Source organism: Geodermatophilus poikilotrophus (assembly GCF_900111455.1).
Classification (GTDB): Bacteria; Actinomycetota; Actinomycetes; order Mycobacteriales; family Geodermatophilaceae; genus Geodermatophilus; species Geodermatophilus poikilotrophus.
In genome coordinates, this window is the sequence record NZ_FOIE01000001.1 from 404,877 (window position 1) to 418,621 (window position 13,745).

Here is a 13,745-nt window from a genome sequence, read left to right on the forward strand (position 1 = left end):
CCGCCCTGGCCCTCACCACCGCCCTGGCCCTCACCACCGCCCTGGCCCTCACCACCGCCGCGCCAGTCGGCCTTCAGCGTGAGGAGGGTGACCCGCGCCGGCAGGTTGAACGCATTGCGCGTGACCGTGCGGACTTGCTTGACCTGGTGCAGGCCGTTCGCCTTATCACCCTTCGTAGGCGGGTCGATGACGATCCAGCTTTCCGGAAGGATGCCGTCGTAGACCCCGTCGAGTGCGAGGTACGTCCCCTCGAGAGGCTTTAGGGTTCCGGGCAGCGACGGCGCCTCCCCGTCGCCAGCCGGGCCCGTCCCGTCGTCGTTCCACTCCAGGTAGTGGTCGACCAGCCGGGTCTTCGGGTTCACGTGCGCGATCAACGGTGCGTTGTGGCCATGGAGGGAGGCCTTCACCCTCATCGCGTAGACCTTCACGTCACCGGTCGGGTCCGCGTGGGTCGTGCCGCCGAGCGCCACGCTGAGCAGCCCGCGCAGCTGGGGGTAGGCCCCGGCCACCAGGCCGTAGGCGGCGTAGGAGTCCGGCTGGAAGAGCTGGTCCGGGTCGGGCTTCAGCTGCGCGGGGTCGCTGACGGTCGATGCCGGTGGCTTGAGGAGCGCTTGGAGGAGCCCGGTGCCGACGATCACGGGGTCCCGGGCCGGACCGCGCGTCTCCTGCCGCTCCAGGACCACCCTGGTGCGGTCCTCCTCGAACAGCGCCTCGACGGCAGCGACGGTGACCCGCTGGCGGTGGGTGCCGCCGATCTCGACGAGGAGGCTGTCCCCCTTGCTCAATCCGGTCGCGGTGCCCTGGAGGTGGAGGGTCGGGGGCTGCTTGCCGGAGGCAGCCTGCGTCTCGTCGCTGGCAGGCTCCGGCTTGAGGTCCTCGACGCTGAGACGCTGCGGACCGGTGCGCCGAGGGTGCATGAGGCTCCACCGGGGCCGCCCGGTCAGCCGCTCCACGGTCTCGAACGGCTGCATCGTCTCCCCGGGCCCGGGCTGGCTGTAGGCCCGCGTCCCGGCGGGGACCTCCAGCTCGGCCTCGGGGTCCAGGTCGTCGAGGGTGAAGGCCAGGTGCACGTCGGCGGCCACGCCTGGACGTGGCGCGTACCCGACCAACCGCCCCAGTTCCACGGCGGACCGGCGGTTCAGGCACGTGCGCAGGTAGTGCTCGTTGACGAGCCGGTCCCCGTAGAAGCCGAGGACGTGCCCCAGGCAGGCCCAGGCGTCGAGGAGGGCCAGCGCAGGGTCCAGCGGTGGGTCGGGACGCCGGGCGGTGAGGGCCCGGAGGGCGGGGAGGTCCGCGGCGGACAGCCGCTGTCGCATCCGGTCCCAGGCGTCGGGATGGGCGGTCCGGGTGAGCGCGATCGACCCGGCGCCCGGGGGGTTGGCCGGGGGCCCTTCCGGGCACGGGCAGCGCCCGCAGCCGAGCTCCGGTGCGCGTCCGCAGCCACACCCGACGCCCTCGGTGCCGTAGCAGACGATCACGACTCCCCCTCCAGTCTGACGGTCAGGGTCCCGTGCTCCGGGCGGTCGGGGTCGTCGTCCAGCCGGACGACCTGGTCGCGCGCGACGCGGAGGACGTCGCCGGACGGGAGCTCCTGAGCGGTCCCCCGGAACCGCAGGCGCGTGACCTTCGCGGCAGCGACGCCGGGCACGCTCTCGACCGCCTCGAGGACCGCGCTGATCGGGACGGGCTGGCCGAACGTGAACGCGTCCGGGTGGAAGAAGCCGCGGGTGCCGTCCGGCAGCGTGCGGTTGCCCAGCCGCTCCTGCACCGCGGCGCGCACCGCGTCCGGCTGGTGCCCGGGGAGCACGCTGATCTCCACCACCAGGTCGATGGCCCGGTACGTGGGCTGCAGCCGGACGGTCAGCGACCCGTGGTCGGGGTGGTCGGGGTCGTTGTCCAACTGCACGACCTCGTCGGGCCCGACCTGCAGGACGTCGCCGTCCGGGAGGTCCTGGCCGACGCCCTGGAACCGCAGGCGCGTGACCGCCGCGGTGGCGACGCCGGGAACCCGGTGGACCGCCCCGAGGACCACGCTGATCGGGACGGGCTGGCCGAACGTGAAGGCGTCCGGGTGGAAGAGGCCGCGGGTGCCGTCAGGGAGCATGCGGTTGCCCAGCCGGTCCTGCACCGCCGTGCGGACCGCACCCGGCTGGTGCCCGGGGAGCGCGCGGACCACCACCACCAGCTCGATCGACCGGTAGGTGCTCTGCTGCACCCGCACCGTGTGCCCGATCCGCCGGTACCGGCCGAGGTGCTGCTCGATCAGCCGGAGGAGGTCGGGCTCGTCCGCCGACGTGCCGAGGGGGTCCACCCGTACGACGACCTCGGTCCGGCCCTCCGTGACACCGACCGTGGCGACCGCCCGCTGGACCTGGGGGAAGTCGCGCTGGACGATGGCCGCGTAGTCCTCGGCCACCACGGCGCGCTCCAGGTGCGCGCGGAACGCGTGCGGCGCGAGCAGCCGCACCTGGTCCAGCGGCTCGGGGTCGGTGCCGCCCGAGGCCGGCAGCGGGTTCGACACCGCGAGGACCCGGCCACCGGACAGGCCCCCGTGGGGGACGACGTGGCGGATGGCGCCGTCGCCGACGTTGCCGGCCGAGCCGCCGCCGGTGCGGAAGGCGACGAGCATGCGGGTCCCCGGCGTGGGGCGGGCGCCTGTCTCCACGCCGAAGCGGAGGTGCGCCACGCCGTCGTCGTCCACCTCGGCGACCACGTGCCGGTCGTCGGGTCCGCTGCTCAGCAGGTCCCGCCGCGGCGCCCACCGCCGGTAGCGGACCCCCGTCGGCCGGGTACCGGCCACGGCCCCCAGGCGCTCGACGACGTCCGGGGCCGGGTGCGGTCCGGTCACCGGGCCGAAGACGGCGAGGGCGGGGACGGCCCGCCGTGGGTCCTGCTCCAGTGCGGCGCGCGCCGACGCGTCGGGCTGGAGCGGTTCGCGGAAGACCAACGGCGACCGCGGCAGCACCGGCTCGTAGTCGGGATCGCGGGACGGGCGTTCGGCCGGTGCGCCGTCCCCTGTGCAGCACAGCTCGACCTCGCCGGCCGGGACGACCTCGTGCGGTGGCACGAAGGGGACGGCGACGACCGTGCGTCCCCGGTCGAGCAGCCGCACCTCGCCGGGTCCCCGCACGGTCTCGCCGTGGTCGACCAGCACGACGTTGCCCCGGGCGACCGTCACGTCCTCGATCAGCGCGCACTCCGGCGGGGGGCCGATCACCGAGAGGACCAACGGGAAGGGCAGAGCGTCCGCCCGGTCCCAGGACACCGCCACCACCGGCACCCCGCGCAACTCGTCCACGCCGGGCTGGACGGCCGTGAGCCGGACGGCGTGCCGCTGGGTGGGACGGGCGTCGGCCGCCACCCCGGAGCGAGGGCCCAGCACCTCCTCGAGGACCAGTACGTCACCGGGCCGCAGGTGGCGCAGCCCGCGCGTGCCGGACTCCGGGTCGCGGGTGTCCTGCAGCGTCGCGGACGTCGCTCCGGCTGGGAGACAGCACTCGGTGTAGCCCCACGTGTAGAGGGGGATCTCGTTGTGCCCCTGGTGGAGCCGGAGCTGCGTCGGGGACACCAGGCCCTCGGGGAACAACCGCGCCAGTTCGTCCCGGTTGTTCGTGGCGAGCCGCCCGCCGGTGAGGGCGTTGAGCGTGCCGTGGCGGGAGATCGCGCGGTCCACCCCTCCGGGGGCACGGTGGACCAGGCCGACGTCCTGCAGCAGGGCGTCGAGCCGCCGACCGATCACGGTGGCCAGAGCGGGTAGCTGCTCGTCCTCGTGGTCGTCCTGCCCGAGGAGCCGCCGCTCGTCCTCGGACAGGGTCCCCCGCACGTGGTCCAGGGCCGGGTCCCCGCCGGTCGTTATGCGACCGGCGACCAGCCACGGGTCGGTCACGTCGTGGGCGGTGATCCGTGCGCGGCCGGTCGGCAGGCACGGCTCGAAGACCTCGTAGCTGTGCCGCGGCGCGCGGAGCAGGTCCTCGGGGGTGATGGTGGCGCTGTCGGTGGGTATGCCCGCGGGCCGGGTGGTGAAGGACAGCGCGTCCGCGTCGACGACCGGGTCCCCCTGGACCTCGAGGCACACCCACGCCCGCGCGTTGCACCCCTCGTGCAGGACGTGGTCGACCAGCCGCGCGTGCCGACGCACCGAGGTGCGCAACCGGGCCGTGTCGAGGTAGGCCTCGGTCGCGACGGCGTCCTGCGCGTAGCTGAGCCGGTCCGCCTCGTAGGCGAGGACCTCGACCAGGGTCAGGTACAGGTCCGCAGCGTGCCGCTCGTCCCAGCCGGGCAGCGTGACGGCCAGGCGGTCGAGGAGCAGCCGGCGGAAGCTCGCGTAGTCCTTCGCCAGGTGGTCGAGGTCCGGTGGGGACGACGGCGGGGTCCCGCACTCGGCGGGGAGGCAGTCGACGTCGGTGGGCCGGCCGGCCGCCAGGGTGAAGTCCGCCGTCCGGTAGCGGGGGTCGATGTCGGCGAGCGGCCGGGTCGGGGTGTCGACGAGGCGGAGGGTGTAGCGCGACCGGGGGCCGAGCCCGGCCACCTCGACGACCGCGACGTCGTCGCGAGCGGGGTCCGGGGCCCGCCGGAAGTCCGGCTCACCGACCTCCACGTCGGCGTCGGCCGGACCCCCGGTGATCTCGATGTTCTCGGCTGCGAACAGGGCGGTGTCGGCATCGTCGGGCGGGAGCGAGCGCAGGAGGGACAGGTGCAGCTCGACGCGGCCCTCGCGCTCCTCGACCTCCACGTAGTCGATGCCGTTGGTGCGCCCGGAGGCCCGGACCCGCGGCCGCCGACGGTCCGTGCGGCAGCGGACGGGGAGGTCGCTCACGGCCCTGCCTCCCGCCGCACCGTGACCGTCTCCTCCGCCCCCGTCTCACGCAGGACGTACGTGACCGAGACGTCGAGGATCGCGTCCTCGCTCGTGACCTGCATCGCACGCAGGGTCAGGACGTCGCCCAGCTCGCGCTCGATGGCGCCCTGCATCGTGAACTGCAGCGCGGCGGCGAGTTCGGCGCTGTTCGGCGCGAAGACCAGCTGGCGCAGTCCGCAGCCGAACCCGGGCCGGTTGACCCGCTCGCCGGCCTCGGTCAGGGCGGTCAGGACGAGCAGGTCGCGGACGTGGTCGGCGCGCGTGGTCTCGGCCGTGCGGCCGCGGCCGTCGTAGCTCCAGGGGAAGTCGACGTACACCGGTCACACCCCCAGCACGCGGGCCTGGACGGCGGTGATGAGCGGCGGTCCCTGCGGGATCTGCTCGGGGCTCTGGCACACGCCCTGGCCGGTGCCGGGCACCTGGACGACCGCCGGCTGCCCGTTGACGAGCACGCGGGTGGCCGGGACCCAGCGGATCGTGGTGCACGGCTGCGGCTTCGGGCCCGGCACCGTGAAGGGGCAGCCGGCGACCAGGTGCACGTCGGCGGCGGTCACCACCGGGCCGGCGGCCGTGAGGACGCGGGCGTTGGCCGTCTGCGCGGTCGCGGCGCCCGCGTGGGTGCACTGGACCCCAGACCCGACGGTCAGCAGGAAGCCTGGCATGTCGTCGTCCCCCTACATGACGACGAGAGCGCCGGTGTTGACGGTGACGACCTTGCCGACCATCGCGATGGAAGCGCCCTTGCCGTTCGAGAGGAAGATGCCGGAGTCGTTGACGACGATCGACGCGCCGGTGGTGCTGCGCAGCACGACTCCCCCGGTCACCGGCGTCGGCGGGGCGTCGCTGACCTGGATGGCGTTCTTCAGGGGCGTCTGCAGCGTCATGGCCGGGATCGGTGGAGGGACCAGCTGGACCAGCGGGGGGACCTCCGCCCGGGTACTGAAGTAGCAGCCGGTCCAGATCGGGTAGTCGGGATCGCCGCGCTCGAACTCGACCCACACCCCCGCGCCGATCGGCGGCACGGCGACGGCACCGGTCTGGAAGCCGGCGACGGGGAAGCTCGGCATCGCCCAGCTGGACGTGACGGTGAAGACCCCGATGACCTGGACCTGGAGCCGGCCGATGCCCATCGGGTCGATGTTCTGCAGGACAACCCCCCGGTACTTGCCGAGGTACTGCTTCTTGGCGCGCCGGGCAGCGGCACCGGCAGCTGTCGTGATGCTCACACCGGGATCCTTCCGACGGTCGAGACCAGTCCGTTGCGCACGAGCGTGAAGGCCTGCTTGAACTCCCCCCGCCGCAGGGTGCTGGTCACCTGCTGGGTGTAGTAGAGGCCGTCGAAGGCGGTGCCCACGCCCCGCAGCCCGACGAGGCGGCGCGGCCGGAGGACCTCGCCGTAGCGCAGGACGTCGAGGCTCCCCTGCGCCGAGACGGAACGCTTGGTCGCCGCCTGGTCGGCCCAGGCCTGCATCAGGGCGCGCGGGAAGCTCTTGAACGCGGTGTCCGCGACGATGTCGAACTTCTTGGGGATCGGGGGGATGAGCCCGAGGGGCGGGTCCAGCGGGTTGACAAGACCGACCGGCACGGGGATCGCCGGGAGCCGCGTGACGGGGTTCTCGACGTTGACGATCGGCATGCCGGCGGAGTCGTGGTCGAAGCTGCAGCTGATCGACTCGACGTTGGTCTCGACGTCCATGTCGACGTTGAGCGCCGTCTGCACCGGTCCGACCCGCAGGGTGGGCCCCCAGTAGGCGACGCTGGCGCCGGCGACGGGTCCGGGCTCGACGTAGAAGGTGTAGCCGACCATGTCGGCCAGCTCCCGCAGGTAGGCCAGGTCGGTGCCCCAGTGCTGGTCGATGCGCTCGAGCGGGTTGTTCAGGTCCACCGTCGGCGTCGGCACGATCAGGGGCACGACGCCCAGGACCACGTACTTGGCGAGGATCAGCGCCACCCGGGCCTCGATGGGCATCGCCGGGTACGGGAAGAGCCCGCTGAGGTCGACGTTGTCCATCACCTGGCTGATGTCGCGGCCCTTGACGATCAGCTGGGTGGGTCCCGACCCGGTGTCGGGCGCGATCTGGGTCTGTGTCACGACGCCGTCCATGAGGACGTCGGCCGAGCCGCGGACGCCGGCGGCGAGGACCACCCGGAGGAGAGCGGGGACGGCGCCGCCCGAGAGCAGGAACGCGGTCTGCAGCACGGACGCCTCGCTGCCCAGGCTGAACTTCAGCTCGAAGCCGTCGCTCTCCCCGCTGCCCGCGGTCACGGTCACCTCGGTGAGGGCCTCGACCACGACACGGGGCGCGGGAAGGGGCACGGCCGGCCCCAGGTAGAGGGAGAGGGTGACGGGGCCGCTCACGATGCGGCTCCCGGGGTGCCCTCGGGTTCGGTGACCCGCAGCCGGCGGCCGGGCTCCTGGACCAGCTGCTCGGGGAAGACGGCGCGGTTGCCGTCGCACAGCCGCCAGAAGAGCTCCGGGTCGCCGAACACCGCCGCCGCGATGCGGTCGGTGCGGTCACCGGCGCTGACCGCGTACGTGTCCCGCTGCAGCAGCCGTTCGGGGCGCGGGACGAGACGGCGCAGGAGGTACACGATCGGGCGCTCGCCGTCTGGGTCGAACACCGCGGTACCGACGGCGGCGTACCGGCTGGTCGGGGACACGACGGCTGCCGGGGCCGGTTGCAGCAGGTCCCGCAGCCGCTGCTCCTGCTCGTTGATCGTCACGTCGGCACCTCCCGCAGTCCCAGGAGGGCGGGTGAGGCCCCGGGGACGCTGGCCGCCAGGCGCTCCTTCTCCTGCTGGTAGCGCAGGTAGAGGCCCCCGCCCCGGTGGTCGTGCCCGAGGTCGCTGACGCTGAGGACGCGCATGCCGAGGGTGACCTTGGCCCGGATGGGATTGAGTCGGGTGTCGAAGAACTCCTCGTTGACGCTGAAGTCGGTGACCCGGACCGGAGCGACCCGGCTCGTGCTCCAGATGAACAGCGTCAGCGGGGCCTCGAGGGGGGCGATCTGCAGCTCTCCGCGGGCGGCGGCCGCGTGCTGGTCCCGCAGCTGCGCACTGGTCGGGTACACGAGGAGCTCGAGCGAGGCCAGGTGCGGCTGGATGCCGAAGCGGCCGACCAGGGCGTCGCCGTCGTCGAGCTGGTCGACGGCGTCGATCTCCGCGTCGAGCTTGTAGGTCTCGATCGCCGGTCCCTTGAGCCGCAGGGCCTGGGAGCGGTCGGTGCCGCCGTCGGCACCCACGGCCTGGGCCTGGAAGGACCGGCTGAGCGTCTCGGGGTTGTACTGCAGCGCGATGATGCGGATGACCCGACCCGAGTCCGGGTCGATCTGGGCGATGCCCCCCTTGAGGATGCGGGGGGCGATCGCCGGGAACGCGGTCACGGCGCCGTCCTCCCCGGCGTTCGGGGACCGGCATCCGCCGGTGTCGCCGCTGGCCGCCGTCCGCTCGCCAGGCCGGCGTGGACGGCCGCCGCGATCTGGAGGCCGAGCGCCTCCGGGTGCGCGGCCGGCGCCCCCAGGTCCCCACCGCGGAGTGCCGGCACGACGGTCCGGACGGTGAGGTCCGGGGCCGGCGGTGTGGAGCGGAGCAGCCGGGCGAGCTCGCCCTCGACGGCCCTGGCCAGCGCCGCACGGTCGAGGTCGGCCGTGGGGTCCTCGAGCACGAGGCGCTGGATGTGCACGCGCAGGTTCACGACGGCCTCCCCACCAGCACCGGCTCACGCACCCCGTCGAGCTCCGTCCGGTGCGCGTCGGCCGGCCGGTCCGGACGCGTGACCCAGCCCGCGAAGTCGGCCGCGACGAAGGGGCGTCCGCTCTTGCGGAGCTCCTGGCGGGCCGCCTCCTCCAGCAGCTCCATCGTGACGGCTCCGTCACGGGCCACGGCCAGGAAGGTGGCGTTGAGCGCGACGTTGCGGATCTGCCCGCCGGTCATACCGGGACGGGCCAGCGCGACCATGTCCAGCCGGTCGACCCCGGGCACCTGCCAGCGCCGCGGCCCCCCCGCAGTCCCCACCTGGCCCGTCTCGGGGTCGGGCGTGGTGTCCTCCGGGAAGACTGCCCGCCAGATCCGCTCGCGCTCGACCGGCCCGGGGAACGGGAAGGCGATCACGAAGCGCAGGCGCCGCAGGAAGGCGGGATCGAGGGCGGCCTTCATGTTGGTGGTCAGGATGGCCAGCCCCCGGTAGGCCTCCATGCGCTGGAGGAGGTAGCTGACCTCGATGTTGGCGTACCGGTCGTGGCTGTCCTGCACCTCGCTGCGCTTGCCGAAGATCGCGTCGGCCTCGTCGAAGAGCAGGACGGAGCCGCCCTGCTCGGCCGCGTCGAACACCTGCCGGAGGTTCTTCTCGGTCTCCCCGATGTACTTGCTGACCACGCTGGCCAGGTCGATGCGGTAGAGGTCGAGCCGGAGCTCGTTCGCGAGGGCCTCGGCCGCCATCGTCTTGCCCGTGCCGCTCTCGCCCGCCAGGAGGGCGGTGATCCCGAGCCCGCGGGAGAGCCGCGACCGGAACCCGTACTCGTCGTAGACGCGGACCCGATGGCGTGCCTGGTCGCGGACCTGCTCCAGGAGGCGCTGCTCGCGCTCGGGGAGCTTGACGTCCGCGAGCCTCGTCTCGGTGACGATCCGCTGGGCGAGGCCCTCGAGGCGGGGGCGGACCCGCAGCCGGCAGGTGTCCCAGGCGCCGGCCCCGTCGTCGCCGACCTCGTCGGCCACGTCGGCGATCTCCCCGGCGTTGAGGTCGAACTGCCCGGCCAGTCGCTCGGGCCACTCCCCCGGGGTCCCGGCGAGGACCTCCTCCCACATCGAGCGCTGCTCGGCGGCCCGCGGGCGGCTCACGTCGAGGACGAACGTGGTGTCCTGCTGCGACAGGGGTTCGCGCACGTCGAGGAACACCAGACCGACCAGCCGGGTGAGCAGGCGCCCCAGCACCCGGGTGGCCTCCTCGGTGGCGGAGTCGGCTTCCACGAGCAGGGCCACGCCCTGCAGCCGGGTCTCCCGGTTCCACAGGTCCACCAGGACCGCCAGGTCCACACCGGGGGGGATCTGCGCGACCGGCAGCCGGCACAGGTCGAGACCGACCGCCCCGGCTATCCGATGGGCGAACAGCCGCTTGGTGGCGCTGTCGCCGCCGGGCATCTGGACCAGCAGCCGGTCGCTGCCGGGCGGCAGGCGGCGCAGGTGGTCGAGCGCGAGGTCGAGACGGCTCCGCTGGGCCGGGCTCACCACGGTGTCGCGCCGGTCGGCGTGCAGGGCGTCGAGGACGGGCGCGAGCCGGTCGTCCACGTAGTCCCGGCCCCGCACGTGGTCGACGATCCGCTCGTCCATCCGCAGGGCACTGCTCACGAGGGCCTGAGCCGGCCCCTGGATGATGTCGACCAGGCGCCAGGAACGCAGCGGGCGGTCCGGTCCGAGCGCCGCCCACTCCGGGACGGCGGCGATCCGGGTCATCTCCGCTCTGCGCTCGGGCGACGCCGCGTCGAACTCGTCGTCCATGGCCAGGCTCAGGGAGAGGGCGAAGGTCGGGGCGCCGGCCGCGCTCTCGGGCATCGCCCGGCACAGGGCCGCTATCTCGGTGCTCACGGCGTGCGCGAGGCACAGCAGAGCCACGTCCTGCTCGAAGGGGCGCAGGCCCAGGGCGTCGCAGAGGCGCGTGAACCGCGGTCTGGGCTGGGCTGCCAGGGCTTCCTCGAGCCGCCGCCGCGCCCGCCGCGCCGCCCCCCGCCGGTCCTCCGGCTCCGGGTCGGGGACGACCAACTCCGGACGGGGGGGCGGCCGACGACCCCAGAGGCGGCCGGACGTCGGGGCGTAGGCGGGGGACTCCGGGTCCACCGCGGCGGGGGCGTGCCCGTGCTGCCGGGGCGGGACGAGGACCGCCCTCAGCCAGGTCATGGTGGCGTCCATCAACCGGTCGTCGGTGTCCCGGAGGTCTGTCGTGGTCATGGCAGGGTCACCTGTGGGGTCGGGGCCGACGGCGGGGTCCCGCCACGGCGGAGGTCGAGGGTGCTCTCGGCCCCGTCCACCTGGACACGGACGAGGTAGGTCCCGGCCGGTACGGTGCCGCGCCGGAACCGCAGGGTGGTGGCCCCCGCGGACGGGACGGCCTCCGGCTCCAGCCGGTGGAAGCCCAGCGTCCGCCCGCTCGGCAGGGGGTCGAGGTGTTCGTTGAGCATCAGGACGACCCGCTGCCCGGCGGCGAGGGACGGCGCGAACTCGACCACGACGGCCCCGGCTGCGGGATCCGGCGACGGCCCCGCGGCGGGCTCGAACGTGGCCGTGACCGCCGGCCGCAGCACGAAGGAGACCCCTGCCGACTCGACCGCGTCGTGCGGCAAAGGGGGCACCCCGATGGCCACCCGGTGCACCACCTGCACCACGTGGACCCCGGCCGGGAGCCCCGCGGCGGGCACGACGATCCGCGTGTCGGTGACCGTGGTGACCGGCCGGGGGTCACCGCCGTCGAAGCGGACGGCGGTGGACGGGCCGCGGAGGTTCCGGCCGAGGACCTCCAGTTCCGACGGCGCACCGGCGGCCGCGTCGCCGCCGCCGGGACGGACCCGGTCGACGACGGGTTGCCGGGCGGCCACGGCGTCGACGCCGCCCTGCTGCACCGGCAGCGGTTCCCGCGTCGCCACGGGCGCCTCGATGAGGACGACGCTGGCCCCGTAGGCGACCGAGAGGCGATAGGGCACCTGGAGGAAGGTCGACCAGACCTTCGACATGTCGTCCAGGCTCAGGTCCCCCGGGGAGAAGTGCACCGACTCCAGCTCCTCGGCGAGGTCCGACTCGGTCAGCCACGGTTCGCCCTGGCTGGCTGCGGCCAGCTCCGCCCGGCTCAGGCCCGGCGCACTGTGCAGGGCCGCCAGCGAGGTCCCGAGCATCCGCTGAGGCACGAGCTGCTCCTCGTCGCCGGAGAAGCTCAGCAGGTAGTGCAGGTCGACGGCCGCGCGTGGACGCCTACGGACCTCCGTGGGGTCGGATCCCCGGGTCGGCAGGTCCTCGTTGCGCAGCGCGGCGTTGGGGGTGATGCGGTAGAGGAAGATGGTCACCTGGCTGCGCGCGTCGCCGTCCGTCGCCTGCGGGCGCCGCGCCGCTACGTCGGCACCGGCGACCTCCGCCCCGATGGCCCCGGCGAGTCGGAGTCTCAGGGCCTCGGTGACCGTCGCGATGGCGAGGTGGTTGGCCATCAGCGGCCTCCCCGCCGCGCCAGGTACTCGGCGAGCGGCAGGACGCCGGGAGCCGGGACGGGTCGCCGCCCGGGCGCGGGCGCGGTGGGCCGGCTGCGCACCTCGACCCGCCCGATCGTCACCTCGACGACGACCTCGTCCCGGGTCCCCGTCTCCTCGCGGTGGGCGCGGAACTGGTCGGGCGCCGGGGGCCGCAACCATCCCCCCGGTGCGGCATCCTCTCCGACCTCCCTGACCCGGACCGGCGGCGCCGGTGGCCCCGGCCGGACGTCGGTGGAGCCCCCCGGTCGTCGCTCCACCGGTGCCTCGGCCGGCGGGGCGGGGGTCCTCCGGGCGCGCGGAGAGGACGGTGGTGCCGTCGGCTCCCGCCGGGTCGGCTCGACCGGTGAGGACTGCGCGGACGGTGCCGGGTCGGGCGCCGCCGGGGCCTCGTCGCCCGGGCGCCGCGGTGCCGGCGGCCCCGCGCGCGGTGGCGACGGCGGTGGCGGAGGCACGTCGCCCGGCGCCCTCGGGGGAGCCACCGCTGCCGCCGGCGCCGCCGGGGGACGTGCGGTCGCCTCCGGCAGGTCCTGTGCGTCCCCGGTGACCGGCGGCCGGACCCCGCTGTCCCGGGCCGCGGTCACCGCAGGGGTCGAGGGCGCCGGGCCGTCCTCGACCGGTGCCGGTGCCGGTGTGACCGGCGCCCGACGCTCGACCCGCTCCGGGGACCGCACGGCGGGCGGGACATGCGGTTCCCCCGGCTCCCGCGACGCCTGACCGGGAGCCGGCGACGCGGGCCCTGCAGATCCACGGGCACCGGGACCGGGACCGTGGTGCGGCTGCCGTCGCGTTTCGTCCTGCGCCTCGACGAGGTCGTCGTCCGGGATGTCTGCGCCCGTCGTGATCGGGGCGACCGCCGGCTCGAACCGGGCCCGCGGTCGAGGCGCCAGCTCCTCCCGTGGGCCCACGCTGCGCGCGACGAGGGAGCCGAGGAAGTCCGTCATCGCCGGACCAGGTCCAGGTAGAGGGACCGGCGCGCCGGGCTCATGGCGAGGATGTCGGCCTCGGACCAGCCGTAGGCCCAGGCGAGGCCGTGGACGTCCTGGACGAGGCCCCGGGTCCAGTCGTCGAGCTCCTGCCACAGGAACGAGACGATGTCGAAGGTCGCCGCCCAGGCCCGGCCGCAGGTCGGGCAGCTGAGCGCCAGCCGGGTGTCAGCCTGCGGGTCGACCTCCGCCATGCGGGCCGCCAGTTCCGCGTGCACCCCGTCGGGGAGCTCGGCGGGCGTGACGTCCGCGTCGCCGCAGCGGGCACTGAGGACGCAGCGGCCGAGCAGCGCCGCGCGTCCCTCCGGGGCCGACCGGGCGGTCTCCAGCGCGACGAGGTCGCCGGCCGTCGGCGGCCGGGCCCGCACGGTGTAGCCGTCGTGGCGGAGTTCGAAGGTCTCCGTCGGGTCGCCGGGCGGGGGCACCCGCACGTCGTCGACGTCGAAACCCAGCTCCACCCGCTCGCCGCACCCGGGGCAGGAGGTGACGGCCACGACGGCGGGACCGAAGAGCTGTCCGCGCAGGTCCAGGAGCAGCGCGTCGCGCTGGCCGACGCTCAGGCCTGGCCGTCGGGCGGCGTCCACCCCGAGCAGCCCGAGGAGGGACAGGCCGCGGCGACCGGGCGTCCGGCCCCGTCCCTCCTCCCATGCGGCAACGAGGTCGGCGGCGTGCATGGCG

At 74.6% G+C, this 13,745-nt stretch carries 13 protein-coding genes; all 13 read right to left on the reverse strand.

Features of this window, described 5'->3' with window-relative positions; all coding sequences use genetic code 11:
• A partial coding sequence (locus tag BMW27_RS23155) for a hypothetical protein (RefSeq protein WP_217638010.1) occupies window positions 1-1,316 on the reverse strand: 1,316 nt, incomplete at its 3' end.
• 158 nt (window positions 1,317-1,474) lie between these two features.
• Complete coding sequence (locus BMW27_RS01820; protein ID WP_091438182.1) at window positions 1,475-4,816, reverse strand: baseplate J/gp47 family protein; 3,342 nt, start codon at window positions 4,814-4,816, stop codon at window positions 1,475-1,477.
• Window positions 4,813-5,175, reverse strand: coding sequence for a GPW/gp25 family protein (locus BMW27_RS01825; RefSeq protein ID WP_091438185.1), 363 nt, complete (start codon window positions 5,173-5,175; stop codon window positions 4,813-4,815). Before BMW27_RS01825 ends, BMW27_RS01820 begins: the two co-directional genes overlap by 4 nt.
• A gap of 3 nt (window positions 5,176-5,178) precedes the next feature.
• Window positions 5,179-5,520: a hypothetical protein gene (locus BMW27_RS01830; protein WP_091438189.1), complete on the reverse strand. Its 342-nt coding sequence runs from the start codon at window positions 5,518-5,520 to the stop codon at window positions 5,179-5,181.
• Between the two features lie 12 nt (window positions 5,521-5,532).
• A complete protein-coding gene (locus tag BMW27_RS01835) occupies window positions 5,533-6,084 on the reverse strand; it encodes a phage baseplate assembly protein V (RefSeq protein ID WP_217638011.1) in 552 nt (183 codons plus the stop codon).
• Window positions 6,081-7,217 carry a hypothetical protein gene (locus BMW27_RS01840; protein ID WP_217638012.1) on the reverse strand — a complete coding sequence of 379 codons (1,137 nt, stop codon included), beginning with the start codon at window positions 7,215-7,217 and terminating at the stop codon, window positions 6,081-6,083. Before BMW27_RS01840 ends, BMW27_RS01835 begins: the two co-directional genes overlap by 4 nt.
• Window positions 7,214-7,582: a LysM domain-containing protein gene (locus BMW27_RS01845; RefSeq protein ID WP_217638013.1), complete on the reverse strand. Its 369-nt coding sequence runs from the start codon at window positions 7,580-7,582 to the stop codon at window positions 7,214-7,216. Before BMW27_RS01845 ends, BMW27_RS01840 begins: the two co-directional genes overlap by 4 nt.
• Window positions 7,579-8,241: a hypothetical protein gene (locus BMW27_RS01850; RefSeq protein WP_091438192.1), complete on the reverse strand. Its 663-nt coding sequence runs from the start codon at window positions 8,239-8,241 to the stop codon at window positions 7,579-7,581. The genes BMW27_RS01845 and BMW27_RS01850 overlap by 4 nt, the downstream gene beginning before the upstream one ends.
• On the reverse strand, window positions 8,238-8,552 hold the full coding sequence (locus BMW27_RS01855; protein WP_091438194.1) for a hypothetical protein: 315 nt from the start codon (window positions 8,550-8,552) through the stop codon (window positions 8,238-8,240). The genes BMW27_RS01850 and BMW27_RS01855 overlap by 4 nt, the downstream gene beginning before the upstream one ends.
• Entirely contained in the window at window positions 8,549-10,798 is a 2,250-nt protein-coding gene (locus BMW27_RS01860) for an ATP-binding protein (RefSeq protein ID WP_091438197.1), read from the reverse strand. Before BMW27_RS01860 ends, BMW27_RS01855 begins: the two co-directional genes overlap by 4 nt.
• On the reverse strand, window positions 10,795-12,042 hold the full coding sequence (locus tag BMW27_RS01865) for a Pvc16 family protein (RefSeq protein ID WP_175486286.1): 1,248 nt from the start codon (window positions 12,040-12,042) through the stop codon (window positions 10,795-10,797). Before BMW27_RS01865 ends, BMW27_RS01860 begins: the two co-directional genes overlap by 4 nt.
• The gene (locus BMW27_RS23160; RefSeq protein WP_175486287.1) at window positions 12,042-12,239 is read right to left on the reverse strand and encodes a hypothetical protein; all 198 of its coding nucleotides are present in this window, start codon (window positions 12,237-12,239) and stop codon (window positions 12,042-12,044) included. The genes BMW27_RS01865 and BMW27_RS23160 overlap by 1 nt, the downstream gene beginning before the upstream one ends.
• Before the next feature lie 782 nt (window positions 12,240-13,021).
• The gene (locus BMW27_RS01875; protein ID WP_091438206.1) at window positions 13,022-13,741 is read right to left on the reverse strand and encodes a T4 family baseplate hub assembly chaperone; all 720 of its coding nucleotides are present in this window, start codon (window positions 13,739-13,741) and stop codon (window positions 13,022-13,024) included.
• Window positions 13,742-13,745: the final 4 nt, after the last annotated feature.